Annotated in this window: 24 protein-coding genes; 11 read left to right on the forward strand and 13 right to left on the reverse strand. The window is 61.9% G+C overall.

Going from position 1 to position 22,818, the window contains the following annotated elements:
• Nucleotides 1-9: 9 nt before the first annotated feature.
• From LVY71_RS02140 to LVY71_RS02150, 3 genes are all read right to left on the reverse strand, one after another.
• On the reverse strand, nucleotides 10-1,173 hold the full coding sequence (locus tag LVY71_RS02140; RefSeq protein WP_235097741.1) for an HlyD family secretion protein: 1,164 nt from the start codon (nucleotides 1,171-1,173) through the stop codon (nucleotides 10-12).
• Entirely contained in the window at nucleotides 1,166-1,636 is a 471-nt protein-coding gene (locus LVY71_RS02145; protein ID WP_235097743.1) for a MarR family winged helix-turn-helix transcriptional regulator, read from the reverse strand. The genes LVY71_RS02140 and LVY71_RS02145 overlap by 8 nt, the downstream gene beginning before the upstream one ends.
• A gap of 132 nt (nucleotides 1,637-1,768) precedes the next feature.
• On the reverse strand, nucleotides 1,769-2,875 hold the full coding sequence (locus LVY71_RS02150; RefSeq protein ID WP_235097745.1) for a patatin-like phospholipase family protein: 1,107 nt from the start codon (nucleotides 2,873-2,875) through the stop codon (nucleotides 1,769-1,771).
• Nucleotides 2,876-3,055: 180 nt separating this feature from the next.
• On the opposite strand from LVY71_RS02150, the gene LVY71_RS02155 reads away from it, so the two are divergent.
• The 3 genes from LVY71_RS02155 to ispG all read left to right on the forward strand — a co-directional run bounded on the left by LVY71_RS02155 (nucleotide 3,056) and on the right by ispG (nucleotide 5,904).
• A complete protein-coding gene (locus LVY71_RS02155) occupies nucleotides 3,056-3,547 on the forward strand; it encodes a Fur family transcriptional regulator (RefSeq protein ID WP_235099990.1) in 492 nt (163 codons plus the stop codon).
• Nucleotides 3,548-3,642: 95 nt separating this feature from the next.
• Nucleotides 3,643-4,590: a DMT family transporter gene (locus LVY71_RS02160; RefSeq protein ID WP_235097747.1), complete on the forward strand. Its 948-nt coding sequence runs from the start codon at nucleotides 3,643-3,645 to the stop codon at nucleotides 4,588-4,590.
• A 27-nt stretch (nucleotides 4,591-4,617) separates the two neighbouring features.
• Entirely contained in the window at nucleotides 4,618-5,904 is a 1,287-nt protein-coding gene (gene ispG, locus LVY71_RS02165) for a flavodoxin-dependent (E)-4-hydroxy-3-methylbut-2-enyl-diphosphate synthase (RefSeq protein ID WP_235097749.1), read from the forward strand.
• A gap of 41 nt (nucleotides 5,905-5,945) precedes the next feature.
• On the opposite strand, the gene LVY71_RS02170 is transcribed toward ispG, so the two are convergent.
• From LVY71_RS02170 to LVY71_RS02180, 3 genes are read right to left on the reverse strand one after another with little or no spacing between them, the layout of a single operon-like run.
• On the reverse strand, nucleotides 5,946-7,553 hold the full coding sequence (locus LVY71_RS02170) for a Na+/H+ antiporter (protein WP_235097751.1): 1,608 nt from the start codon (nucleotides 7,551-7,553) through the stop codon (nucleotides 5,946-5,948).
• Nucleotides 7,554-7,561: 8 nt separating this feature from the next.
• On the reverse strand, nucleotides 7,562-8,242 hold the full coding sequence (locus LVY71_RS02175; protein ID WP_235097753.1) for a DUF1345 domain-containing protein: 681 nt from the start codon (nucleotides 8,240-8,242) through the stop codon (nucleotides 7,562-7,564).
• Between the two features lie 7 nt (nucleotides 8,243-8,249).
• A complete protein-coding gene (locus LVY71_RS02180) occupies nucleotides 8,250-9,176 on the reverse strand; it encodes a polyprenyl synthetase family protein (RefSeq protein WP_235097755.1) in 927 nt (308 codons plus the stop codon).
• 150 nt (nucleotides 9,177-9,326) lie between these two features.
• Here LVY71_RS02180 and mtgA point away from each other — a divergent pair, with 150 nt between their 5' ends.
• The 3 genes from mtgA to LVY71_RS02195 all read left to right on the forward strand — a co-directional run bounded on the left by mtgA (nucleotide 9,327) and on the right by LVY71_RS02195 (nucleotide 11,197).
• The gene (gene mtgA / locus LVY71_RS02185; RefSeq protein WP_235097757.1) at nucleotides 9,327-10,001 is read left to right on the forward strand and encodes a monofunctional biosynthetic peptidoglycan transglycosylase; all 675 of its coding nucleotides are present in this window, start codon (nucleotides 9,327-9,329) and stop codon (nucleotides 9,999-10,001) included.
• Between the two features lie 140 nt (nucleotides 10,002-10,141).
• Complete coding sequence (gene rpmF, locus LVY71_RS02190; protein WP_002713690.1) at nucleotides 10,142-10,324, forward strand: 50S ribosomal protein L32; 183 nt, start codon at nucleotides 10,142-10,144, stop codon at nucleotides 10,322-10,324.
• 144 nt (nucleotides 10,325-10,468) lie between these two features.
• A complete protein-coding gene (locus LVY71_RS02195) occupies nucleotides 10,469-11,197 on the forward strand; it encodes a hypothetical protein (protein WP_235097759.1) in 729 nt (242 codons plus the stop codon).
• Between the two features lie 5 nt (nucleotides 11,198-11,202).
• Here LVY71_RS02195 and LVY71_RS02200 read toward each other — a convergent pair whose 3' ends face one another.
• Nucleotides 11,203-11,514, reverse strand: a complete 312-nt coding sequence (locus LVY71_RS02200; protein WP_235097761.1) for a hypothetical protein — start codon at nucleotides 11,512-11,514, stop codon at nucleotides 11,203-11,205.
• Nucleotides 11,515-11,776: 262 nt separating this feature from the next.
• Here LVY71_RS02200 and LVY71_RS02205 point away from each other — a divergent pair, with 262 nt between their 5' ends.
• Nucleotides 11,777-13,510 carry a bifunctional diguanylate cyclase/phosphodiesterase gene (locus LVY71_RS02205; RefSeq protein ID WP_235097763.1) on the forward strand — a complete coding sequence of 578 codons (1,734 nt, stop codon included), beginning with the start codon at nucleotides 11,777-11,779 and terminating at the stop codon, nucleotides 13,508-13,510.
• A gap of 54 nt (nucleotides 13,511-13,564) precedes the next feature.
• On the opposite strand, the gene phaR is transcribed toward LVY71_RS02205, so the two are convergent.
• On the reverse strand, nucleotides 13,565-14,164 hold the full coding sequence (phaR, locus tag LVY71_RS02210) for a polyhydroxyalkanoate synthesis repressor PhaR (RefSeq protein ID WP_235097765.1): 600 nt from the start codon (nucleotides 14,162-14,164) through the stop codon (nucleotides 13,565-13,567).
• 289 nt (nucleotides 14,165-14,453) lie between these two features.
• Here phaR and LVY71_RS02215 point away from each other — a divergent pair, with 289 nt between their 5' ends.
• From LVY71_RS02215 to yddG, 3 genes are all read left to right on the forward strand, one after another.
• Complete coding sequence (locus LVY71_RS02215; protein WP_235097767.1) at nucleotides 14,454-15,629, forward strand: acetyl-CoA C-acetyltransferase; 1,176 nt, start codon at nucleotides 14,454-14,456, stop codon at nucleotides 15,627-15,629.
• A gap of 139 nt (nucleotides 15,630-15,768) precedes the next feature.
• Nucleotides 15,769-16,494, forward strand: coding sequence for an acetoacetyl-CoA reductase (gene phbB / locus LVY71_RS02220; RefSeq protein ID WP_235097770.1), 726 nt, complete (start codon nucleotides 15,769-15,771; stop codon nucleotides 16,492-16,494).
• Nucleotides 16,495-16,533: 39 nt separating this feature from the next.
• On the forward strand, nucleotides 16,534-17,406 hold the full coding sequence (gene yddG / locus LVY71_RS02225; protein WP_235097772.1) for an aromatic amino acid exporter YddG: 873 nt from the start codon (nucleotides 16,534-16,536) through the stop codon (nucleotides 17,404-17,406).
• A 78-nt stretch (nucleotides 17,407-17,484) separates the two neighbouring features.
• Here yddG and LVY71_RS02230 read toward each other — a convergent pair whose 3' ends face one another.
• The gene (locus tag LVY71_RS02230) at nucleotides 17,485-17,928 is read right to left on the reverse strand and encodes a cupin domain-containing protein (protein ID WP_235097774.1); all 444 of its coding nucleotides are present in this window, start codon (nucleotides 17,926-17,928) and stop codon (nucleotides 17,485-17,487) included.
• A complete protein-coding gene (gene gloB, locus LVY71_RS02235; protein WP_235097775.1) occupies nucleotides 17,925-18,692 on the reverse strand; it encodes a hydroxyacylglutathione hydrolase in 768 nt (255 codons plus the stop codon). Before gloB ends, LVY71_RS02230 begins: the two co-directional genes overlap by 4 nt.
• A 128-nt stretch (nucleotides 18,693-18,820) precedes the next feature.
• Here gloB and LVY71_RS02240 point away from each other — a divergent pair, with 128 nt between their 5' ends.
• A complete protein-coding gene (locus LVY71_RS02240) occupies nucleotides 18,821-19,576 on the forward strand; it encodes a class I SAM-dependent methyltransferase (RefSeq protein ID WP_235097777.1) in 756 nt (251 codons plus the stop codon).
• A 63-nt stretch (nucleotides 19,577-19,639) separates the two neighbouring features.
• Here the strand turns inward: LVY71_RS02240 and LVY71_RS02245 are convergent, their stop codons facing one another.
• The 3 genes from LVY71_RS02245 to prfA form a co-directional block, all read right to left on the reverse strand.
• Nucleotides 19,640-20,371, reverse strand: a complete 732-nt coding sequence (locus LVY71_RS02245) for a DUF4167 domain-containing protein (RefSeq protein ID WP_235097779.1) — start codon at nucleotides 20,369-20,371, stop codon at nucleotides 19,640-19,642.
• A gap of 447 nt (nucleotides 20,372-20,818) precedes the next feature.
• Nucleotides 20,819-21,709, reverse strand: a complete 891-nt coding sequence (gene prmC / locus LVY71_RS02250) for a peptide chain release factor N(5)-glutamine methyltransferase (protein WP_235097781.1) — start codon at nucleotides 21,707-21,709, stop codon at nucleotides 20,819-20,821.
• Entirely contained in the window at nucleotides 21,706-22,791 is a 1,086-nt protein-coding gene (gene prfA / locus LVY71_RS02255) for a peptide chain release factor 1 (RefSeq protein WP_235097782.1), read from the reverse strand. Before prfA ends, prmC begins: the two co-directional genes overlap by 4 nt.
• Between the last annotated feature and the right edge of the window lie 27 nt (nucleotides 22,792-22,818).

Consider the following 22,818-nt stretch of genomic DNA (forward strand, 5'->3'; position numbering starts at 1 on the left):
CGGCGGCGGTCACCGGGCGTCCTCCTGCGCCGAAGCGGAGGAGAATCCGAGAAGGCCTGCGAGCGAGCGCCGATGTCCCGTATCAACCCAGACATAGGTGCTCATGCCTGCCTTGAGCTTCTGAACGGCCTTGTCGTTCCTGTCGAAATAGATGCGCACCGGTACGCGCTGCACCACCTTGACGAAGTTGCCGGTGGAGTTCTGCGGCGGCAGGATCGCGAACTGCGCGCCGGTGCCGGGGCTGAGCGAGCCGACCTTGCCCACGAAGGTGTGGTCGGGGAACGCGTCGATCGACATGGTGACGGGTTGTCCCTTCGCCACATAGGTGAGATCGGATTCCTTCAGATTGGCATCCACCCACGGGTTGGCGTCGTCGATGACGCTGAACACTGGTGAGCCCGCCGCGACGAAACGTCCGAGTTGGATGCTATCCACCTGGGTCGCGGTACCGTCGATCGGTGCGCGGAGCACGGTGTGATCGAGATTACGCTGTGCCTGATCGAGTGCGGCTTTTGCCTGAAAGTAGGGAGGAAACTGTTCGAGCGGCAAATCGGGATTGCCGAGCAACTGATTCTTGGCGCTGGAAAGCTGTTGTTGCAGCAGTTCAAGCTGCGCGCGGGCGAGAACGAGATTGGTGGTCGAGGTATCGAGATCGAGTTGCGATCCAGCCTGGGATTTGACCAATGACGCCTTGCGCTCAACATCGCGCTGTTTCAAATCCACCCCTTGATTGGCCAGATCGAGCATCTGCGTGTAGATTTTTACATTGTCGCGCAGATTGTTGAAATTCGTCTTCGCGGTCTCCAGCGTCGCCTGCGCCTGCTGAAGCGCGAAGCGGAACGGCACCGGATCGATCTCGAACAATTCGTCGCCCGCTTTGACCCGCTGGCCTTCCTTGACCAGAACCTTCTCGATCTTGCCGGAGATGTCGGGCGTGATGAGAACCTTCTGCGCGCCGACATAGGCATCGTCGGTGGTCGCGTAGCGTCCGCCTGACAGATAGAACGCGACGCCGCCAATCAGTACGGCAAGCGGCAGCACCACGAGCAACAGCGTGCGGCGCTTGTCGCGCAATGTCTGGCCCCAGTTTCTGCCCGGCGTCTCCGCCGTCGGCGGTACTGGCTTTTCCGTCAGCTTTTGTTCGGCTGGAAATTTCACGATCGGGTCAGCCATAACGCTGTTCCTTTGTCTTCTTGTCGGCGCTCAGCAGAGCGTCGCGGATGTTGTCCTTGATGGATTCGAGTTGTCCGACCAGATCGGCGGCTTCGGTTGCGTTCAGGTGGCCTAACGCCGCTTGCGTAATTTCGGCCCGCAGGTGCCCGAGTTTTTTCAACAGCGGCAACGCGGCGGGACGCAGATAGAGCCGGTTGGCGCGGCGGTCTTTCGCGTCCTCGCGGCGCTCGATCAGATCGTTGGCGCAAAGCCGATCGATCAGCCGCGTGAGCGTGATCGGCTGCATCTCCATCATCTCGGCGAGTTCGGATTGTTTGAGACCTTCGGTGCGCTCGAGTTTCGCCAGCACGGCCCATTGCGCGCGGGTGATGCCGTGGCTCACCGCCAGCTTGTCGGCATAGAGCCGCAGCATCCGCTGGGTCTCGAACAGCGCGAACAGAAAGTCGGGATTGCCCTTGAGCATCGGCGGGTTCCATCGATAAGCAACAGCTATAATAAGCTAGCTTATCAATTCAAGAAGCCGGGAAATTCCAATATGAGCCATGCAGTTCAGGCATAAACACGGATTTGTGAAGTTTGCCAGATCGATCGGCGGTCACGCCCATTCAACGCCGGATTCGGCGGCGAGGTCGATGGTGCTCTTGCGGCCGATGTCGTCGAAGTGGTTATCGAGAAATTTCTTGGCGGCGCGCATGCCGGCGCGGTGCAGCAGTTCGAAGAATTCGAAGTCGGTTTTCATCTTGCTCGATGCTGCGAGACGGTTGCCAAGCGGGCCGAGGTCGATGCGATGGATGTTGAGCCTGCGGTATTGATCGCTTCCCGTCCCGCGAGGCAGGCGCCCGTCGTCGATCAACTGATTGACGAAATCCATCGTGCGCAATTCGGAGATCAGCGCCGAGTTGAAAGTGATCTCGTTCAGCCGGTTGATAATCTCGCCGGAGGTTTTCGGCGTGGTGGCGCGCGACACCGGATTGATCTGGACCACCAGCACATCTTCGGCTTCCGTCGCATGCAGGAACGGAAAGATCGCGGGATTGCCCATGTAGCCGCCGTCCCAGTAAGGCACGCCATCGATTTCGACGGCGCGAAACATGAACGGCAGCGCCGCGGACGCCATCACCACATCGGCGGTGATTTTCTCGTTGGTGAATATTCGCAATCGGCCGGTGTGCACGTTGGTTGCCGAGATGTAGAGCGCGAGATCGGTGTTGCTGCGGATGGCGTCGAAATCGACGAAGCGCGAGATCAGGTCGCTCAGCGGATTGATATTGAGCGGATTGAGTTCGTAGGGCGAGAAGTAATGCGCCATCGCCTCGAACCAGTTCTGGATCGGCGTGGATGCAAACGGCATCAGCGAAAACATCCGGTCGGTGATCGCGCGCTGGATCGGCGGCAGATCGCCGCCAGTGCTGGTCGCGCGCCAGAAGGCCGCCAGCCGCTTGCGCGCCTCCTCCGGTCCGCCGCGTGCGAGACCGTCGGCGACCATGACGGCGTTCAGGGCGCCGGCGGACGCGCCGGAAATGCCGGTGATCTCGAGCCGGCCGTCGGACAACAGATGGTCCAGCACTCCCCAGGTGAAAGCACCGTGCGATCCACCGCCCTGGAGCGCGAGATTGATCTTCTTCGCGGTACTCGCCTTGCGCGCGCCGGAAAAATTCCAGGGCGAGAGCGTGTCGAGGTAGGTTTTGAGGGTGGTCGCCATCAGCTCTTTCTCTGGATTGGAGGCTATCAGGGCTTCCGCCTGCCCGGCTTGTTCTAGACTGATGATTTGGGGCTTTTATGATGCGGCGCAATAGAAAATGGTGCGTTGCGAAATATTCATGCAGATCATGCCGATTAAATCATGAGCGGAATCACATTATCCGCACTACATATTGAGCCAATGAAATACGCGAAGCCTGTCTTCCCAGATCCGGATCATGACCACGGCCGCTGTGCCGAGGACGCTTTCTCACATGCTGAAAAAGTCTGCGCGGGACGCGGTCAGAAATTCACGCCGATCCGGCGGCAGGTGCTGGGCGCGTTGCTGTCGAGCCATCGGCCGCTCGGCGCCTATGAGGTGATCGACGAACTCGCCAAGACCATGCCGCGCCCGGCGCCAATCACGGTTTATCGCGCGCTGGATTTCCTGATGGAGAACGGTCTCGTTCACCGCATCGAAAGCCGCAACGCGTTTCTGGCGTGCGCGCACAATCATGACGAGACTTCGGTGGTGGCGTTCCTGATTTGCGAGACTTGCGGATCGGTCGGAGAAATTCCGGCAGCTCCGCTGGCGCAGAGTTTCAACGCCGCCGCGCGCGGCACCGGCTTCGCGCCGAAAATGTCGGTGGTGGAAATCACCGGCACCTGCGCCCATTGCCAGCGGGTGGCGTAATCTCCGGAGCATGATGGTGTCCGAAAGCCGCTTCGCATCTTTCCGCATCATGTTTTGAAAACAACAACACGGCGCAAAGCCGGACACGGGGTGGCATGTCATCAGATCGTTTGAAGACCACAGCATCGGGGCGTCCCCTGAGCGCAACGGCCGTTGCCTTGATGGTGATGCTGTGCCTGAGCTGGGGCTTCAATCAAATCGCGGTCAAACTGGCGCTTCCTGACATTCCGCCGCTGTTGCAAGCCACGATGCGGTCAACGGGCGGATTGCTCGTTCTGCTGCTGGTGGCGTGGGTGCGAGGGGTGCCGATGTTCAGGCGCGACGGCACGCTGAAGCCGGGGTTGCTCGCCGGACTGCTCTTCGGTCTCGAGTTCATCCTGATCTATCGCGGGCTGCTCTATACCACGGCGTCGCGGGCGGTGGTGTTTCTGTATGTTGCTCCGTTCGTGGTGGCGCTCGGTTCCAGACGGTTTCTTGGCGAGCACCTGAGCGGCTTGCAGTGGAGCGGGCTCGCGCTGTCCTTCGCGGGCGTCGCGCTGGCTATCGGCGTACCGCAGCCGTCGGTGGATGCCAGCGTCATTCTGGGAGACATCATGGTGGTGGGCGGCGGCATCCTGTGGGCCGCGACCACGCTGACCGTGAAGGCGTCGCGGCTGTTGCAGGCTCCGGCCGAGAAAACGCTGGCGTATCAGGTTGCTGTTTCGATCCCGATTTTGGCCCTGGGAGCTGCTATCTCGGGCGAAAGCATCACCCATATGCCGGGACAGGTGGCCTGGTTGTCGATGGCCTACCAGACCTTCTGGGTTGTCGGAACGACATTCCTGATCTGGTTCTTTCTCATAAAGTCCTATTCGGCCAGCAAACTGTCGTCATTTACCTTTATGACGCCCTTGTTTGGGGTCATTGGCGGCTATTTCGTGATGCATGACCACCTGACTCCGGCCTTTGCGGGGGCTGCCCTTCTGGTCATGGCGGGCCTATATCTGGTAAACCGCCCTGGCGAGGCAGGTGGTGATCCGCTGCTCCCCGTCACAAAAAACTGATATTTGAGCCCCGAAAGGGATTTCGAAGTGAGCGATCTGAAAGAACGAACCAGAGCCATCGAGGCCGGGCCCAAGGGGCGCCACCGCACGGTCCAGGTTGTCGTCGGCAACGTCAAGGTCGGAGGCGGCGCACCGATCGTGGTGCAGTCGATGACCAATACCGATACCGCGGACATCGAAGGTACCGTCACGCAGGTCGCAGCCTTGGCCCGCGCCGGTTCCGAAATGGTCCGCATCACGGTGGACCGCGACGAGGCTGCGGCCGCCGTTCCGCATATCCGCGAGAAACTCGACAAGCTCGGCGTCGACGTGCCGCTGATCGGCGATTTTCACTACATCGGCCACAAGCTGCTCGCCGATCATCCGGCATGCGCGGCGGCATTGTCCAAGTACCGCATCAATCCCGGCAATGTCGGTTTCAAGAACAAGCGCGATACGCAGTTCACCGACATTGTCGAGATGGCGCTCAAGCACGGCAAGACCATCCGTATCGGCGCCAACTGGGGCTCGCTCGATCAGGAATTGCTGACCAAGCTGATGGAAGAGAACGCCAAGTCGCCGAATCCGATCGATGCCCGCGCGGTGACGCGCGAGGCGATGGTCCAGTCGGCACTGCTGTCGGCGGCGCGCGCTGAAGAGATTGGTCTTCCGAAGAACCGCATGATCCTGTCGGCGAAAGTCTCCAACGTGCAGGACCTGATCGCAGTCTACCGCGAACTGGCGGCGCGTTCAGATTACGCCATCCATCTTGGCCTCACCGAAGCCGGTATGGGCTCAAAGGGCATCGTCGCATCGTCCGCGGCGCTCGGCATCCTGCTTCAGGACGGCATCGGCGATACCATCCGCGTTTCGTTGACGCCGGAGCCGGGCGGCGACCGCACCATCGAAGTGAAGGTCGGTCAGGAAATTCTCCAGACCATGGGCTTTCGCACCTTCGTGCCGCTGGTTGCGGCATGCCCCGGCTGCGGTCGCACCACGTCGACGGTATTCCAGGAACTGGCGCGCGACATTCAGGCGTTCATTCGAGATGAAATGCCGACCTGGAAGACCCGCTATCCCGGCGTTGAGGAACTCAACGTCGCGGTGATGGGCTGCATCGTCAACGGCCCCGGCGAATCCAAGCACGCCAACATCGGCATTTCATTGCCGGGTACGGGCGAAACGCCGGCCGCGCCGGTGTTCGTGGATGGTCAGAAATTCCGCACGCTGCGCGGCCCGACCATTGCGCAGGACTTCAAGGCGCTGGTGATCGATTATATCGATCAGCGTTATGGCGCGGCCGCGAAGGCTCCGGCTGTCACGGCGGCGGAATAATAATCTTCCCGCATCGTCCGCATAAGGAAACCTGCTCGCAATCACAGCGGCAGGTTTTTTTCACGATTGTCGACTACGGCTTCCTCAAGATCGAGATCGCGTTCGATCCGCCGCCGGGTTTCGTCGGTGATCCTGCCGTCGCGCAGCAGCTTGTGCAGATAGGTGCGCTCGATGGTGATGATCTCGCGCACCAGCGAGGCCCCGCGCGTTGCCGGCGTGAACTGACCTTCTTCCCGCGGCGGCTCCGGAAGCGCGCGCATGCGCGTCTCGTGACGGGCCTCAAGAAACCGAGCGAGGCCTTCGGGCAGGTTGCGCTCCCTGATGATTGTGTCGAGCGAGCCGCGCGCGGCTTCGAGGATCTCCCGCCGTGCGGCGATTTCCGCTTCGCGCTCGTGGATGGCTTCGAGCCGACCGTGTTTCGACAGCCCGAGCATCTTCACCACCAGCGGCAGCGTCAGTCCGATCCCGACCAGTGTAACGAAGATCACGCCAAAGGTGATGAACAGAATGAGGTCGCGATGTGGAAATTCCTGACCATTGGGAAGCGTCAACGGGACCGCGAGCGCAACCGCCAAAGAAACGACACCGCGAATGCCGGTGAAGCCGATGACGACGATGCCGCGCCAAGATGGAACAGGGTCGCGGGCCGCGAGCCGCTTGCTGAATACGCGCGTGAGATAGGTACCCGGAAAAACCCACAGGAAGCGCGCCACCACAACGATCACGGAGATGATCCCGATCGCCGCAAAAATCTCACCGACCGGAAGGTCTTTGGATTTTTCCACCAGCACCCGGGTTTCGAAACCGATCATCAGGAACAACACGCCTTCGATCAACCAAGTTACCATGTCCCAGAAGAAGATGCCTTGCAGGCGGGTGCTTGCGGGAATCAGTAGCGGACCGTTCCAGCTCACATAGAGGCCGGTTGCGACGGTCGCGATCACGCCTGAACCGCCGAAATGTTCCGGAACCCAGAAGGCGAGATATGGCGTTAGCAGCGAGAGCGCGATCTCTACGCGGGGATCATGCGCCCACTGCCGCAGCCGCAGGCTGAGCCAGCCGACCGCGATGCCGAAGATGACTTCGCCCACGATGATCGCCATGAACGTGCCCGCGGCGGGCGCGAGCGAAAACATTCCGGTCGAAACGGCGAGCACCGCGAAGCGATACAGGATCAGCGCGGTCGCGTCGTTGGCAAGGCCTTCACCCTCGAGAATGACGAGAATGCGATGCGGCAATTTCAGCCGCCGGGCGATGGCGAGCGGTGCCACCACATCCGGCGGCGACACGATCGCGCCGAGCACGAAGCCGACCCCCCACGGCAGACCGAGAACCCAATGCGCGGCAGCCGCCACCGCGCATGTGGTGAAGATCACGCAGCCAATGGCGAGCAGGGTGATCGGCCGCAGATTGGACTTGAACTCGCGCCAGCTCATCGAGACGCCCGCCGAATAGATCAGCGGCGGCAGCACCAGCAACAGCACGCCTTCCGGCTTGATCTCGATGCGTGGAAATCCGGGCGTGAAGGCGAGAACGATGCCGACGATCAGAAAGACGATGGCGGGCGCAATCGCCAGTTTCTTCGCCAGCGTGGCGGACGCTCCCAGCACCGTCAGGACAAGAAGAAATGTCAGGAACGTCGATACCATCGGGACAGTCAGATTGCGCTGGCCGCGATGTTGACCATCAGGGCCACCAGCGCGGTGTTGAAAATGAAGGAGGCGACGCCGTGCGCGGTGGCGGTGCGGCGAATAATCTTGTCGGTAATGCCGACGTCGGACACCTGCGCCGTCATGCCAATCACGAAGGAGAAGTAGACGAAATCCCAGTAGTCGGGACCCTTTTCGCCGCCGGGAAAGGCGAGCCCGCCAATGTTCCGGCCGCGATAGTATTCGTGCGCGTAGTGAAGCGCGAAGGTGGTGTGGATCGCGCTCCATGACAGAACGATGGTCACGACCGCAAGGATGAGCTGCGGCGCCCGCTGCGGCTTGATGCCGAGTTCCACCACGATAGCAGCGATGCTGGCGAAGGCCGCGACGGCCGTCAGAATCAGGATCAGGAAGCGTCCGTCATCTTGAAGCGCGGCCAGCCTGCGGATGCGCTCGCTGTCGCACGACAGAAACAGCACGAAGGCGAGCGTGATGTAGAACGCGATGGAAATGTCCCAGGCGATGAGCAGCCGCGTCGCGATGCGCAGCGATTCCGGCAGCACCAGGAGGGATGCGAGACCGATGGCGAGCGAGACAAACAGACGTGGCCGGGCAAGAACGATGCGGATTGGTTTCGGCATCGCCCTGAGGCGGTGCAGATAGGGATCGCCGTCGTTCTTGCCTGCCATCTCTATCCTAATTCTGCCGCTCAGCGACGAACCGCGACGCCGCGCGCAGGACATCGCCCTTCGCGCCGAACGGGGCGAGCGCTGCGTCGGCCTGCGTCAGGAGATCACGCACGCGGGCCTTCGCGCCGTCGATACCAAGCAGCGTGACGAAGGTCGTCTTGCCTGCGGCGGCGTCCTGTCCGGCCGGCTTGCCAAGGGCTGCGGCATCGCCTTCGACGTCGAGCAGATCGTCGGCAATCTGGAAAGCTTCGCCCAGCGCATGACCATAGGTATCGAGGGCGTCGTAGTGATCCTTCGGCGCCTGGCCGAGCAAAGCGCCGGCAATGCAGCCGTACTTGAGCAGAGCGCCGGTCTTCATCTGCTGCAACTTCGCGACATCGGGCGGCTCGCGATCGCCGAAGCGGCCCTCGCCGGCGAGATCCATGATCTGTCCGCCGACCATGCCGCCGACGCCCGCGGCGCGCGCCAGTGCGCGGGTCAGCAGCAATCGCACCGTCGGATCCTTGTGGACCTCGTCACGGGTGATGATGTCGAAGGCGATGGTGAGAAGCCCGTCGCCGGCGAGGATTGCAGTGGCGTCGTCGTATTTCTTGTGCGCCGTAGGCCGCCCGCGGCGCAGGTCGCTGTTGTCCATCGACGGCAGGTCATCATGGATCAGCGAGTAGCAATGGATGCATTCAAGCGCCGCACCCGCCATCAGCGCCGCGTCTCGGGGCACGCCGAACACAGCGGCGCTTTCCACCACCAGAAACGGGCGCAGCCGCTTGCCGCCGTTGAGGCTCGAATACCGCATCGATTCCATCAGCCGGCGCGGGCGCTCGATCTCGCCTGACAGCGGCGTGTCGGACAAGAGCCGCGTCAGCAGCGTCTCGGTGTCCGCTGCGGTGGCGTCGAGCCGTTTCATGAAATCCTGTGGTGAAGTGCCGCTGGTCATCAAAAACTCCAAAGGGACGCAAATTTCGGCGGACAATCGGTCATGGCATCGTCCGCGTCAATTCCGCCGGACCGGCTCCAGACCGGGATTTGGCTAGAGCAGGGCTGCGGGTTTCTGCTAGCTACAACAGTCATCAGGGCATGAGGCGTGATGCGACGATTGATCCGTATGATTGTGCTGGGCGTGCTGGGACTGGTGCTTTTGCCCTATGTCCTGACGCCAATCTACAGTGCGGGTCACCCCATCTCGACGCTGATGATCGGCCGGTTTCTGACAGGCGAGCCGGTGACCCGGACATGGGTCGATATCGACGCCATCGCGCCGGCCCTGCCGCGGTCCGTGGTGGCGGCGGAGGACGCCAAATTCTGTTCCCATCGCGGCATCGACTGGGATTCGGTGCAGGACATCCTTGAAGAGGCGCAGGATGGCGAGGTGTCGCGCGGTGGCTCGACCATCACGCAGCAAGTAGCCAAGAACCTGTTTTTGTGGCCGGGCCGCAGCGTGGTTCGCAAGGCGCTGGAATTTCCGCTGGCGCTGTGGATCGACTTGGTGCTGCCGAAAAAGCGCATCCTGGAACTGTATCTCAACGTCGCGGAATTGGGCCCGAGCGGGCAGTTCGGCGCCCAAGCCGGCGCAAACTATGCATTTGGCCGTTCCGCCTCGGCGCTGTCGGCGCAGGAAGCCGCTCTGCTCGCCTCGATCCTGCCAAATCCAGTCACCCGGAGCGCCCGCGCGCCGGGCCCGGGCGTCAGAAGGCTGGCCGGAACCTACATGCAACGGGCGCAGTCGGCTGAAATCTCCAATTGCTGGGGCCGGAATCGCTGATTTTAGGCCGTTTTGGCTTATTTTCTGCAGGTCCATGCTCTAGCTTTCGGGTTCGGCTTCCTCTATAAGCCCGACCTCAATCCGAATTCTGGAGAGCCCCCGCCCGGCGGGTGAGCCTTGATTTAGAGGACGACGATCCCATGGCCGTTCCACGCAGGAAAACCTCGCCGTCACGCCGCGGCATGCGCCGCTCGGCGGACGCGCTCAAGAAGCCGACTTACGTTGAGGACAAGGATTCGGGCGAACTGCGCCGTCCGCACCACCTCGACCTCAAGACCGGCATGTACAAGGGCCGTCAGGTCCTGAAGGTCAAGAAGGACTGATGCCCTTCTCCGTTCGCGCTGCCTCGCGCAGCGCGAGCGGTGTGATGGTGGCGGAAAGGCATTGCGAACGCCTTCCATAAGAACGCCACACACCCATGTGACGACAAGCGCCCACAGGATGTCGTTCCGAGAAAGCTGCCGGCGATGATCGGTTTCCCGCTGCTTCTGATTCCGTTCGCGATCTACAACATCTTCGTGTTTCTGATGCCCGGCGTGGCGTTCACCACGCCGATCATCGACGTTCGGTTGATGTCGGGAGTCGCCTGGACGCCGACGTTCGGCGATGCACTGCTGACGCTCGGCGCGCTGTTGCTGCTGCTCGAAGTCATCAAAGCATCGCGGCCGGGCGCGCGATATCTCACCGATCATTTGCTGTCGCTGATCGTATTTGGCGCTGCAGTGGCAGAATTTCTGCTGCTGGCGCCGTTCGGCACGTCGGCCTTCTTCATGCTCACGGTGCTGATGGCAGTAGAATTTCTCGCGGGCGTCTCCCTGAGTCTCCGGAACCGGCATCGTCCGGCGCCTGCTATAGCGCCCGTGGCTCCGCCTGTGGACGTCACAGACGATGCGGTGTCGGCCCCGGCCAGCCGCGCGCCGTCCGAGCCATCCTTCGATCCGGTGCCTCAGGCCCCCAAGCCGGTTGAGCCAGCGTTCGGGCCAACGGAGCATGCAGCCGAGCCTCGGCTTGAGCCGCAGCCAGAGGCAGCACCGAAGCCGGTGCCGTCACTGGCGGTGATCCGGAATTCCGAAAGCCCTGCGCCTGCTCCGGTTGTGCCCCCTGCACCGGAGCGCAAGATCGCGGACTGGAGCGTTGCCGATCTGGTGTCCGATCACGAGCCAGAGCGCGGACCGCACCCTCAGCCCAAGGCGTGATCGTTTCAAGCGATCTGCGATAACACCCTGCCGTAACCGCGTGCGCCCTTCACCGTTGTGCGGTCATACAGCGCATGGGCGGTGGCCGGGGTCTCTCGGCGCATTGCTCGTGTCTGGGGCGCATGTTCAGCCATCGCGATCAGGTGGGCCACGAACGATGCATCTGGCCGCGCGGCGCGCGATCCCGGAATCCGTTCCGTGCGCCCGACCGGAATCAACGCCCGGGAGGGAACGGCCTCTTGTGCAGGGACGCCATCGGCGGCTTCCACTTTGGTCGTATTCGGCCCGATCGCCAACGTGATCCTTGAAACGGTCATTGCCTGCCATCGCCTGTTTCATTTCGAGACGCAATGCGTCTTCCACATGCAACATCGCAAGGGACGTGCCGGTTGTGGTTGGCAGCCGGTTACCCGTTTCCGGACATTCGGAAACAAGCCGTTTGTCGGATTATTCAGGAAGTTGACCTAGGCTCGCGCCCGCCGGACACTTCATTTCAGCAATCGAATCACCCTCCGCACGTCCCGGAACGAGGCACCTTTGACAATCAGCCGGATTCAAACCTCGATTCCTTCCGAGCCAATGCCTGCGTCCGCGGATAACCATACTCTCCGCCGCGCGACGCCGGCCGGCGGGGACCTTCTCGCGACCCTCGGTCAGGCCAGCCTGACCTGGACCATCGCGAACGATACCTTGCAGTGGAGCGACAATGTCGCAGCGGTTCTGACCGACATTCCGCAGGCGGCATTGTCGAAAGCGACCGAATTTTCAAAACTGATCGAGCCGAGGCGCGGCATCCGCAACGACGCCGTGCTGAATTCCACGGCGGTCGATACCGGGAACGGCGTGCCCTATCAGGTTGAATATGGTTTGCGTGTCGGCATATCGGCGCCGGTGCTGTGGATCGATGAGTGCGGCCGCTGGTTCGCCGGCCCCGATGGCAAGCCATCCCGTGCCCACGCCGTTATTCGCATCAACAACGAGCGTCACGCCCGCGATGAGCAGCTTCTGAAATTGTCGCAGGACGATCCGCTGACCGGCGAATTCAATCGCACGCGTTTGACGGCAGCGCTGGCCGAAGCGATCGAAGAGGCCGGTCGATTCCGCACCTCCTTCGCCTTCATGCTGGTGGGCATCGATCATCTGGCCGCGATCAACGATGCCTTCGGCTACGAGGTTGCAGACGAGGTCATCCGTGAGGTGGCGAAGCGTATCCGCGCGCGGCTACGCGGCGGCGATGTGCTCGGGCGTTTTTCCGGTAACAAGTTCGGGCTGATCCTGAAGAACTGCTCCGTCGATGATATGAATATCGCCGCGGAGCGTTTCCTGTCCGGAATTCGCGATGAAGTGGTGCCGACGCGGTCAGGCCCCGTGGCTGTGACGGCATCGATCGGCGCCATCAACGCGCTCCGGCATGCGCGCACGCTTGAGGAGGCGATGAGCCGGACCCAGGAAGCGCTCGATCTCACCAAGGCGCGCCGCCGTGGGTCGCTGATGGTGTGGCAGCCGAACGTCGAGCGTGATGCGCAGCGCCGCGTCAACATCCGCGTCACCGATGAGATCGTCACGGCATTGAACGAACGCCGCATCGTGATGGCCTATGAGCCGGTGGTCACGGCGGACATGCGAGAACCTGCGTTTCATGAATGTCTGGTGCGGATGCGCCAGGAGGACGGCGAGTATTCGCTGTCGCCGGACATCGTTCCGGTCGCCGAGAAACTTGGACTGATCCGGCTGGTCGATCACCGTGTACTGGAGCTGGTGGTGGCGGAACTGGCGGCGGCGCCCGACGTGCAGCTCAGCCTGAATATCTCGCCCGGCACGACAATGGATCCCGACTGGTGGACCAGCATCGAATCGCTAATGCAGACCCATCCGGGCGCCGCCGAACGGCTGATCGTGGAGATCACCGAAACGGTGGCGATCCAGAATCTGGACGATGTCCGTGGCTTCGTCACGCGGCTGAAAAAACTCGGCAGCCGTATTGCGATCGACGATTTCGGCGCCGGCTACACATCATTCCGCAATCTGCGAAAACTTGGCGTCGACATCGTGAAAATCGACGGCGCTTTCGTGCAGAACATCGCGCGGTCGGCCGATGACCGGGCATTCGTACAAACCCTGATCGATCTTGCGCATCGTCTCGGCATCAAGACGGTTGCCGAATGGGTGCAGGATGAAGAATCCGCCCAACTGCTGCGCGGCTGGGGCTGTGACTACATTCAGGGCCGGCTTACCGGACTGGCGTCGCTGACGAAGCCGTGGGCTTCAGATGCCATGATGCAGCAACCCGAGGTCGCACGCGCATCCAGCTGACGCTGTCTTCTATGGGAAACGGCGTCGTCGCGCAGGCGCGGCGACGCCGATAACTCAGCTCTTGTTTTCGGATTCTTTCGACATCCGCTCGAGACGCTCCTGCATCTCCTTCATCTGACGCTTGAGATCGTCGATGCCTCCCTCGGCAGGTTCGCTGGCTGTCGGCGGCGATTCCGCCGATGGAGTTTCCTTCCGCAAGGGCGCGCCGAATGGCTTGAACATCGCAAATGTACGCTCGAACATTTCCATGTTGCGGCGAACATGCTCTTCAAGCGGCGCGAATGGCGTGTTGCTGAACGTGTTCGTCATCTGCTTGCGGAACTTTTCCTGCTCGCGCGTCAGCGTGTCGATCGACTGCTCCAGATACTTCGGCACCACCATCTGCATGCTGTCGCCGTAGAAGCGGATCAACTGACGCAGGAACGTGGTCGGCAGCAGGTTCTGGCCGGCCTTGTTTTCCTGTTCGAAGATGATCTGCGCCAGCACCGAGCGGGTGATGTCATCGCCGGTCTTCGCGTCGTAGACGAGGAAATCCTCGCCTTCCTTCACCATGGCCGCGAGGTCTTCGAGCGTCACATAGGTGCTGGTGCCCGTGTTGTAGAGGCGCCGATTGGCGTACTTTTTAATGGTAATTGGCTGATCGGATTTTGCCATGGACTCACACATACCTACCTAGCGAGGAATGGAACCGGCGAACGTTGCCGAGGGCAGTGCAAACAATGCATCGCAATAAACTAAGCACTTTCAGAATGGTACGGCTACCGTTTTGTGCAGGACGGTTAATGTCGCGGCATGCTAAGAACGCAATTGCAGCAAACGACCAGAATGCCTTTGGCCGATTGACGCAAAACGGATAGGTTAATGGGAATTCAGGCCAGCCAAGCTACTGGCGGGCCCCCCTCGCGATCTCAAGTCATTTCGGCTTCAAAATCAGGAGATGTCCATGTCCGACGATGTCGTCATCGTCAGCGCTGCCCGTACCCCGGTCGGCACATTCAACGGCGCATTCGCCAATACCCCGGCCCACGAGCTGGGAGCGGTTGCAATCAAGGCCGCGCTGGAGCGGGCTGGCGTCGAACCTGCCCGCGTTTCCGAAGTCATCATGGGCCAGATCCTGACCGCGGCGCAGGGCCAGAACCCGGCGCGACAAGCGGCCATGAAAGCCGGCATTCCTGTGGAAAGCCCGGCCTGGGGCGTCAACATGCTGTGCGGCTCCGGATTGCGCACCGTGGCGCTGGGCTATCAGGCGCTCATGAATGGCGATTCCGAAATCGTCGTCGCCGGCGGTCAGGAATCCATGAGCATGTCACCGCATGCCCAGCATTTGCGCGCTGGCGTGAAAATGGGCGGGCTTGAATTCGTCGATACCATGATCAAGGACGGCCTGTGGGATGCCTTCAACGGCTATCACATGGGTAACACCGCCGAGAATGTCGCACGGCAATTCCAGATCACGCGTCAGCAGCAGGATGAGTTCGCGGTCGGTTCGCAAAACAAGGCCGAGGCGGCGCAGAAGGCCGGCAAGTTCAAGGACGAGATCGTTCCCTTTATCGTGAAGACCCGCAAGGGCGACATCGTGGTCGAGGCCGACGAAGGCCCGCGCCACGGTGCGTCGATGGATGGCATGACCAAGCTCAAACCTGCCTTCGAGAAAGACGGCACCGTGACTGCGGGCAATGCGTCGGGCATCAATGACGGCGCCGCGGCGCTGGTGCTGATGACCGCCAAGCAGGCCGCCAAGGAAGGCAAGACGCCACTGGCGCGGATTGTGTCGTGGGCGCAAGCGGGCGTTGATCCCTCGATCATGGGCACGGGACCGATCCCGGCCTCGCGTGCGGCCCTCAAGAAGGCCGGCTGGAAGCCCGGCGATCTCGATCTGATCGAGGCCAACGAAGCCTTCGCGGCGCAAGCTTCCGCCGTGAACAAGGAAATCGGCTGGGACCCCGCAAAGGTCAACGTCAACGGCGGCGCGATCGCCATCGGTCATCCGATCGGCGCATCGGGTGCGCGCGTACTGGTGACCTTGCTGCACGAAATGCAGAAGCGGGATGCCAAGAAAGGCCTCGCCACGCTGTGCATCGGCGGCGGCATGGGCATCGCCTTGTGCGTCGAGCGATAAAAATCTTTCGAGCGCACTGCACAATATAAAATCCAAATGCCCGGCACATTGCCGGGCATTTTTTCTTGCTGTTATCGCAATTGGCCTGAATAGTTATCCTCCAAAAACACTTCAGTGGACTGCGGAGGGGATACTCAATATGGCACGCGTGGCATTGGTAACAGGCGGTACGCGCGGCATCGGCGCGGCGATCAGCAAGGCGTTGAAAGCTGCGGGCTACAAGGTTGCGGCAAGTTATGCCGGCAACGACGATGCTGCCGCGAAATTCAAGGCCGAGACGGGAATCCCGGTTTACAAGTGGGATGTCGGCGCGTTCGATGCCTGCACGGACGGCGTAAAGAAGGTCGAGGCCGATCTTGGGCCGATCGATGTGCTGGTCAACAATGCCGGCATCACCCGCGACGTGCCGTTCCACAAGATGACACTCGATCAGTGGAACGCCGTGATGAACACCAATCTCGGGTCGCTGTTCAATATGACACGGCAGGTCATTGAAGGGATGCGCGCGCGCAAGTTCGGACGCATCATCAACATATCTTCCATCAACGGCCAGAAAGGCCAGTTCGGACAGGTCAACTATTCGGCGGCGAAAGCCGGCGACATCGGGTTTACCAAGGCCCTCGCGCTCGAGAACGCGCGCGGCGGAGTGACCGTGAATGCCATCTGCCCCGGCTACATCAACACCGAAATGGTTCAGGCGGTGCCGAAAGACGTGCTGGAGAAGAACGTGATCCCGCAGATTCCGGTGAACCGGCTCGGTGAGCCCGAGGAAATCGCGCGTGGCGTCGTCTTCCTCGCCTCCGACGAGTCCGGCTTCATCACCGGTTCGACGATGACCATCAACGGCGGGCAGTATCTGGTGTGATGTATGGCGTCCCCGCGGATTGAGTGCCATTGATCCGCGATGACCACATCGTCCGCCACCCTTATCGGCCTGACCGCCATCATCATGTGGTCGCTGCTTGCAGCGCTCACGGTGGCAACGGGCCGTGTGCCGCCATTTCAGCTGCTGGCGATGACATTCACCGTCGGCGCCTGCATGGGGCCGGTCACGTGGCCGTGGCGGCCGGGGGCGATCCGCGCCTTGCGCCAGCCGCTCGCGGTCTGGCTGGTCGGCATCGGTGGGCTGTTCGGTTATCACGCGCTTTATTTTCTGGCGTTGCGGCTTGCGCCGCCGGCTGAAGCCGGCCTGTTGAATTATCTGTGGCCGCTGCTGATCGTGCTGCTCTCTTCGCTGCTGCCGGGCGAGCGCCTTGCGCCACACCACATCATCGGTGCAGTTCTCGGCTTTGCCGGAACGGTCATGCTGTTCGCAGGCAACGGCGGATCGCAGTTCAATCCGGCCCACATTCCCGGCTTTGTCGCGGCCTTCGTCGCCGCGTTCGTCTGGGCCGGTTACTCGGTCATGTCGCGTAGGTTCGCCGCAGTACCCACCGACGCGGTCGCCGGGTTCTGTCTGGCCACGGCGGTTCTGGCCGCGATGTGTCACTTCGCACTCGAGGTCACGATCTGGCCCGAGACGATGACGCAATGGCTGGCCATTGTGGCGCTCGGCATCGGCCCGGTCGGCATCGCGTTCTTTGCGTGGGACATCGGCATGAAGCGCGGTGATATTCGCGTCCTCGGTGCGGCCTCCTATGCCACGCCGCTGTTGTCGACGGCGTTTCTGATTCTCGCAGGATTCGCCAAGCCGACTGCGGCGCTCGCCGTTGCGGCGGCGCTGATCGCGGTTGGCGGATTGATCGCTGCGAAGAACATGGTGTTCGGCAAGGCGTGATCCCGAAAAGCATACCCTCGGGCTTGGCCCGTGGGATGAAACCGGGGTTCGGATCAGATCATGCCCGAGTAACTAAGCTCAGGCCGGACTCCAGCCCGGCGGAGCCAGTTCGAATTTTGCAAAGTCGAAACCAGGCGCGACGGTGCAGCCGACCAGCGTCCAGTCGCCGTTACTCTCCGCGGCCTGCCAGGCGTGGGCGGGGACAATGGCTTGCGGTTGCTCACCACTCGTCACATTGGGGCCGAGTGCAATGGCATGTTCGCCATTATCATCGGCGATTCTGAGCGTTAATGCGCTGCCGGCATGATAGTGCCAGATTTCCACCGCGTCGACGCGGTGCCAGTGCGACCTCTCGCCCCGCGCCAGCAGGAAATAGATTGCGGTCGACGCCGCGCGCGCGCCATCGACAGTGCGATCGTCGCGAAATGTCTCGCGATAGTGGCCGCCCTCGGGATGCGGCTTCAACGCGAGACGCGCGATGATCTCTTCGGCGGTCAGTCCAGCCGTTGCTCGATCCGTCATGCCTTGTTCTTGCGTTCGCGTATCTCGCCGAACACCTCGGCCGGGCTCTTGCCGGGGAGTCCGACGGCGGCCGCCACGGCAGGAACGTCGGCACGCAGGAAAGTGTTGGCTTCTTTCTCATCGCGGATCAGCGTCGGAATCGTTGGCTGGTTCGCGGCGCGCAGCTTCGCCACTTCCTCGGCGCGGGCCTTCAGCGCGGGATTATTGGGCTCGATGCCGAGCGCGAACTTGACGTTGGACGCGGTATATTCGTGGCCGCAGTAAACCCGCATGTCGTTGGGCAGCGCGCGCAGCTTCAACAGCGAGTCCCACATCATCGGATAAGTGCCTTCGAACACGCGGCCGCAGCCGATCGAGAACAGTGTATCGGCGCAGAACAGCGCGCGGTCGGCATCGAACACATAGCTGATGTGATCGAGGGTATGGCCCGGGGTTTCCAGCACGCGGGCAGCGAGATTGCCGACCTTGACGGTGTCGCCTTCCTTGACCCGCTCGTCCACTTGCGCGATCGCCGTTCCCTTGTCGAAAGGCGCGACAACGCGGCAGTTATATTTTGTTTTGAGTTCGGCAATGCCGCCGACATGGTCGGCATGATGGTGCGTGACGAGAATGTCGGTCAGGGTCCAGCCCTCGCGCTGCAGCGCCTTGATGATCGGTCCGGCCTCCGGGGCGTCGATCGAGGCGGTGGCTTTGGTGACCGGATCATGAATCAGATAGCCGAAATTGTCGGACAGGCAGGGAAACAGGCGAATCTCGGCAGTCATGACGTCTCCATTCGTCGGGGCGCGGCTAAGTTAACACGGCCGTCTTGTCGAGTGAAAGACGTTAACGCCGTTCCATGGATCGCTGGCGGTGCGCTGCATTCAGGAGCGTGCCATGTTACATTGGCGCCATGACAATCGACGTGATCGATCTGCGTAATTTCTATTCGCAACGCCTCGGCACCGTGGCCCGGCGGCTGATCAATCGTGGTATCCAGCGGCACTGGCCGCATGCGGACGGCCTGCGCGTCGCGGGGCTCGGTTATCCGACGCCCTATCTCGGTCTGTTCCGCGAGGACGCCGAGCGCTGTATCGCATTGATGCCTGCGGCGCAGGGCGTGCTCAAATGGCCCACCGCGCGTCCGACGCTCTCCACGCTGGTGGATGAATTTGCGTTGCCGCTGGCCGATGCTGCGATCGACCGCATTCTGATCGTTCACGCGCTGGAGATCTGCGACGATCCGGAAGGACTGCTGCGCGAGGTATGGCGCGTGCTGGCGCCATCAGGGCGAATGATGGTGGTCGTTCCCAATCGCGGCGGCGTCTGGACCCGGACCGACAGCACTCCATTCGGCCACGGCCGTCCTTACTCGCGTTCGCAGATCACCCAATTGCTGCGGCAGACATGGTTCACCCCGACGGCGTGGGGCGAAGCGCTGTTCGTGCCCCCGTTCGAAAGCGGTTGGGTTTTGCGGTCTGCGATGGCGTGGGAGCGGATGAGCGCAGCGGTATCGTCGCCGTTTGCGGGCGTCCATATCGTCGAGGCGTCAAAGCAGGTTTATCGCGCGATCCCGGCGCATCGCGAGCGCACGCGCCTCATTCCGTCGATGCCGCCGGTGCTTGTGCCGACGCCGACGCGCTACAACGACGAGTCGTCAGCCGGCTGAAAACAAAACTGCCCGCCGAGTTTTGCTCAGACGGGCAGTTCAATCCGCGCTATCAGACCGGACTTATTCGCCGGCCGAGAAATCTTCCGCCGGAGGCTGTGCACTCTGACCTTCAGGACGCGGACCGGGCGGACGCCGGCGGCGGCGATGACCGAAGCGCTCGCCGTTCTGATTGCCGTTCGGCTCCGCGCTGTTTCCGTTCGGTTGCGGCTGCGCGCCTCCGGTAATGAATGACGGAAGCCGATCGACAGCCGCCTCGCTTTCGGCCGGTTGCACGGAAGGTTGCGGCTGCGGCTGCGAACGATCACGGAAATGCTCGCGCGGCTGTTGCTGTTCGCGCTGGAACGGCTGCTGCTCGCGCGGCTGGAACTGCGGTTGTGGCTGCTGGTGACCTGGCGCAAAGCCTGGCTCCGCGCCGAAGTTGGAATAGCTATCACCATCGTCGCCGTTGTCGTCGAGCGCATCGCTATCGTTGCGCGGCATCATCGGCTGCTGCTGTTGCGGCTGGTTCTGCCGAAACTGTTCCTGCGCCGCCGCGATCAACCGGAAATAATGTTCGGCGTGCTGATAGTAGTTCTCGGCTGCAACCGGATCGCCGGACGAGCGCGCGTCACGTGCGAGTTGAACGTATTTCTCTGCGACGTGAGAGGCGGTGCCGCGAATCTTGATGTCCGGTCCGTTGGACTCGAAAACCCGGGTCATCGGGTTCTGGCCGCGCCGGTTGTTGTTATTGTTATTATTATTGTTGTTGTTCCGGCTGCGCATGCGCTTGTTGTTATTCGGGCCGTTTCTCATGTGGTGCCTTTTACCGATTCTGGATCGTGATGGTTGGTGTGCAGGACACGGCGCAATGCATTCGCGCAAGCGGCGATGCCGTCAGGTTTAGACCGTAGTTGCCGTCGTTCGCGTTCAACAAGGACGCGTTCTCCAAATGCCCGAAGGCAATGAGCCATCTGGGCCGATCAGCCTGAGCCAGCAGGCGTGACGTTTTGCAGATGAGTGTTCAAGCGCAATATCAGGCTTTCGTTCGCTTTGCGGTCCCGAGCAGCGCAGCTCTTTCAGCCTTCGCGCTCGTCATGACCAGCCTTTTAGGAACCTTTCATCCGGCGGGCGTCCCTTGCGAGACATCTGGCTCCGACCCGTCATTCCTTAACGGGGCCACGACCCTGAACCGATGGTGTGATCGGAACGTAGTCGCTCCGGGGCGATATTCCAAGAGGTTTTTTCTGGTCCAAACGCCCTTTAAAACGCCGTCTTTCGTCCCATGACGGCGCGATGAATGCCGCCCAGATCGGCTCTGGGCGGGTGTGGGAGGGTTAGTCCCGCAGCACGCATGATTTCGCCCACGGGAGCGCTCTGGTCGTATCCGACCTCGAAAATCAGGATTCCGTGAGGGGCGAGCAAACTCGCCGCCTGCGGGACGATTGCACGGTAGGCATTGAGCCCATCCGTTCCGCCGTCCAGCGCGAGATGCGGGTCGTGGTCGCGCACGTCGGGATCGAGCGCCGCAAAGTCGGCTGAGCGAATATAGGGTGGGTTCGAAACAATCAGATCGAACGGCCCGGACAGCGCAGCGGCGTAATCACATCGGATGAACGAGGCGCGGCTGGCGAGACCGAGCCGCTGAGCGTTCATCTCCGCCGTCGCCAGCGCACCCGCGCTGATGTCGGTGCCGACACCCGTCGCTGCGGGAAGTTCGGATAACAGCGCGAGCAGAATAGCGCCGGAGCCGGTGCCGATGTCGGCGATGCGGAGCGCATGGCCGACGCGGGACTCGCTGCGCAGAATATCCAGCGCAGCCTCGACCGCTGTCTCGGTATCGGGGCGGGGGACCAGCGTGTCTCTGGAAAGGTGAAGATCGAGACCCCAGAATTCCTTCCGGCCAAGGATGCGGGCAACTGGCTCGTGCGCAATCCGGCGCTGCGCGTAGGTTTCGATGATTGCCGCTTCGTCCTCGGCGATCTTCCGCGCCGCCTGGGTGGCCAGGCCGGTATGATCGAGGTCGAGCGCGGCGCCAATCAGTAGCCGTGCATCGAGGTCGGGGGATTCGATGCTGTTATCCTTGAGATTCGCTGCCAGCGCGCGGCGGGCGGCTTCGACCGTCAATCCTGCGAACGGGATGTTCGCGCTCACGCGGCGTTGCCCTGTTCCGCCAGTTGCGCGGCCTGATGCTCCGTGGTCAGCGCGTCGACCAGTTCGCCGAGCGCGTCGCCCGCGATCACCTGCGGCAGCTTGTAGAGCGTGAGATTAATGCGATGGTCGGTGACGCGGCCTTGCGGAAAGTTGTAGGTCCGGATGCGCTCGGAGCGGTCGCCGGAGCCGACCTGTCCCTTGCGCTCGGCGGAACGTGTTGCGTCGATGCGTTGCCGTTCGGCGTCGTAGATGCGCGAGCGCAGGATGTTCATGGCGCTGGCGCGGTTTTTATGCTGCGAGCGGCTGTCCTGCATCATGACGACGATGCCGGTCGGGATATGCGTGATGCGGATGGCGGATTCGGTCTTGTTGACGTGCTGTCCGCCGGCACCCTGCGCGCGCATGGTTTCGATCCGCAGGTCATCATTCTTAATGACCACATCGACCTCCTCGGGCTCCGGCAGCACGGCCACCGTCGCGGCGGAGGTGTGGATGCGGCCCTGCGTTTCGGTGTCTGGCACGCGCTGCACGCGATGCACGCCGGACTCGAACTTCAGCTTGGCAAATGCCCCGCGGCCCTGCACCTCGGCGATGATTTCCTTGTAGCCGCCCATGGTGCCTTCGGAGGCCGAGATCACTTCGACCTTCCAGCCCTGCAAGGATGCGAAGCGCTCATACATGCGGAACAGGTCGCCTGCAAACAGTGAGGCTTCGTCGCCGCCGGTGCCGGCGCGGATTTCCAGCACCACGTTGCGCTCGTCCATGGCGTCTTTCGGCAACAGCGCGACGCGAATATTCTGGGCCAGTTCGTCGCGTTGTGCCTCAAGCTGCGGCCGTTCGCCTTCCGCCATGGCGCGCATGTCGGGCTCGATGGCGGGATCGGCAATCAACGCATCGATGCCGGCGATTTCGCCGACCGCCGTGCGATAGGCCTTTACGGCGTCGACCACCGGCGCGAGCTCGCTCAGTTCGCGGGTGATGCGGACATAGGTTTCGGAATTCACCTGGCCGAGCAGTTCGGCTTCCAGCGAGGCATGGCGCGCCAGCAATGTATCGAGTTTGGCTTCGGGCAGCGTGGTCATCGGTTTCGATCGATCAGGAGTGAATTC

Source organism: Bradyrhizobium sp. G127 (assembly GCF_021502575.1).
In the GTDB taxonomy this organism is placed as follows: Bacteria; Pseudomonadota; Alphaproteobacteria; order Rhizobiales; family Xanthobacteraceae; genus Afipia.

Excerpts from the sequence above, each read along its gene's own strand:
- LVY71_RS02170 (WP_235097751.1), bottom strand. The coding sequence starts at position 7,553 with ATGGTATCGACGTTCCTGACATTTCTTCTTGTCCTGACGGTGCTGGGA.
- LVY71_RS02140 (WP_235097741.1), bottom strand. The coding sequence starts at position 1,173 with ATGGCTGACCCGATCGTGAAATTTCCAGCCGAACAAAAGCTGACGGAA.
- LVY71_RS02230 (WP_235097774.1), bottom strand. The coding sequence starts at position 17,928 with ATGACGGATCGAGCAACGGCTGGACTGACCGCCGAAGAGATCATCGCG.
- prfA (WP_235097782.1), bottom strand. The coding sequence starts at position 22,791 with ATGACCACGCTGCCCGAAGCCAAACTCGATACATTGCTGGCGCGCCAT.
- LVY71_RS02240 (WP_235097777.1), top strand. The coding sequence starts at position 18,821 with ATGACAATCGACGTGATCGATCTGCGTAATTTCTATTCGCAACGCCTC.
- phaR (WP_235097765.1), bottom strand. The coding sequence starts at position 14,164 with ATGGCAAAATCCGATCAGCCAATTACCATTAAAAAGTACGCCAATCGG.
- rpmF (WP_002713690.1), top strand. The coding sequence starts at position 10,142 with ATGGCCGTTCCACGCAGGAAAACCTCGCCGTCACGCCGCGGCATGCGC.
- LVY71_RS02160 (WP_235097747.1), top strand. The coding sequence starts at position 3,643 with ATGTCATCAGATCGTTTGAAGACCACAGCATCGGGGCGTCCCCTGAGC.
- LVY71_RS02175 (WP_235097753.1), bottom strand. The coding sequence starts at position 8,242 with ATGGCAGGCAAGAACGACGGCGATCCCTATCTGCACCGCCTCAGGGCG.
- yddG (WP_235097772.1), top strand. The coding sequence starts at position 16,534 with ATGACCACATCGTCCGCCACCCTTATCGGCCTGACCGCCATCATCATG.
- phbB (WP_235097770.1), top strand. The coding sequence starts at position 15,769 with ATGGCACGCGTGGCATTGGTAACAGGCGGTACGCGCGGCATCGGCGCG.
- LVY71_RS02180 (WP_235097755.1), bottom strand. The coding sequence starts at position 9,176 with ATGACCAGCGGCACTTCACCACAGGATTTCATGAAACGGCTCGACGCC.
- LVY71_RS02150 (WP_235097745.1), bottom strand. The coding sequence starts at position 2,875 with ATGGCGACCACCCTCAAAACCTACCTCGACACGCTCTCGCCCTGGAAT.
- mtgA (WP_235097757.1), top strand. The coding sequence starts at position 9,327 with ATGCGACGATTGATCCGTATGATTGTGCTGGGCGTGCTGGGACTGGTG.
- LVY71_RS02205 (WP_235097763.1), top strand. The coding sequence starts at position 11,777 with ATGCCTGCGTCCGCGGATAACCATACTCTCCGCCGCGCGACGCCGGCC.
- LVY71_RS02245 (WP_235097779.1), bottom strand. The coding sequence starts at position 20,371 with ATGAGAAACGGCCCGAATAACAACAAGCGCATGCGCAGCCGGAACAAC.
- LVY71_RS02200 (WP_235097761.1), bottom strand. The coding sequence starts at position 11,514 with ATGACCGTTTCAAGGATCACGTTGGCGATCGGGCCGAATACGACCAAA.
- LVY71_RS02215 (WP_235097767.1), top strand. The coding sequence starts at position 14,454 with ATGTCCGACGATGTCGTCATCGTCAGCGCTGCCCGTACCCCGGTCGGC.
- LVY71_RS02195 (WP_235097759.1), top strand. The coding sequence starts at position 10,469 with ATGATCGGTTTCCCGCTGCTTCTGATTCCGTTCGCGATCTACAACATC.
- gloB (WP_235097775.1), bottom strand. The coding sequence starts at position 18,692 with ATGACTGCCGAGATTCGCCTGTTTCCCTGCCTGTCCGACAATTTCGGC.
- LVY71_RS02145 (WP_235097743.1), bottom strand. The coding sequence starts at position 1,636 with ATGCTCAAGGGCAATCCCGACTTTCTGTTCGCGCTGTTCGAGACCCAG.
- LVY71_RS02155 (WP_235099990.1), top strand. The coding sequence starts at position 3,056 with ATGAAATACGCGAAGCCTGTCTTCCCAGATCCGGATCATGACCACGGC.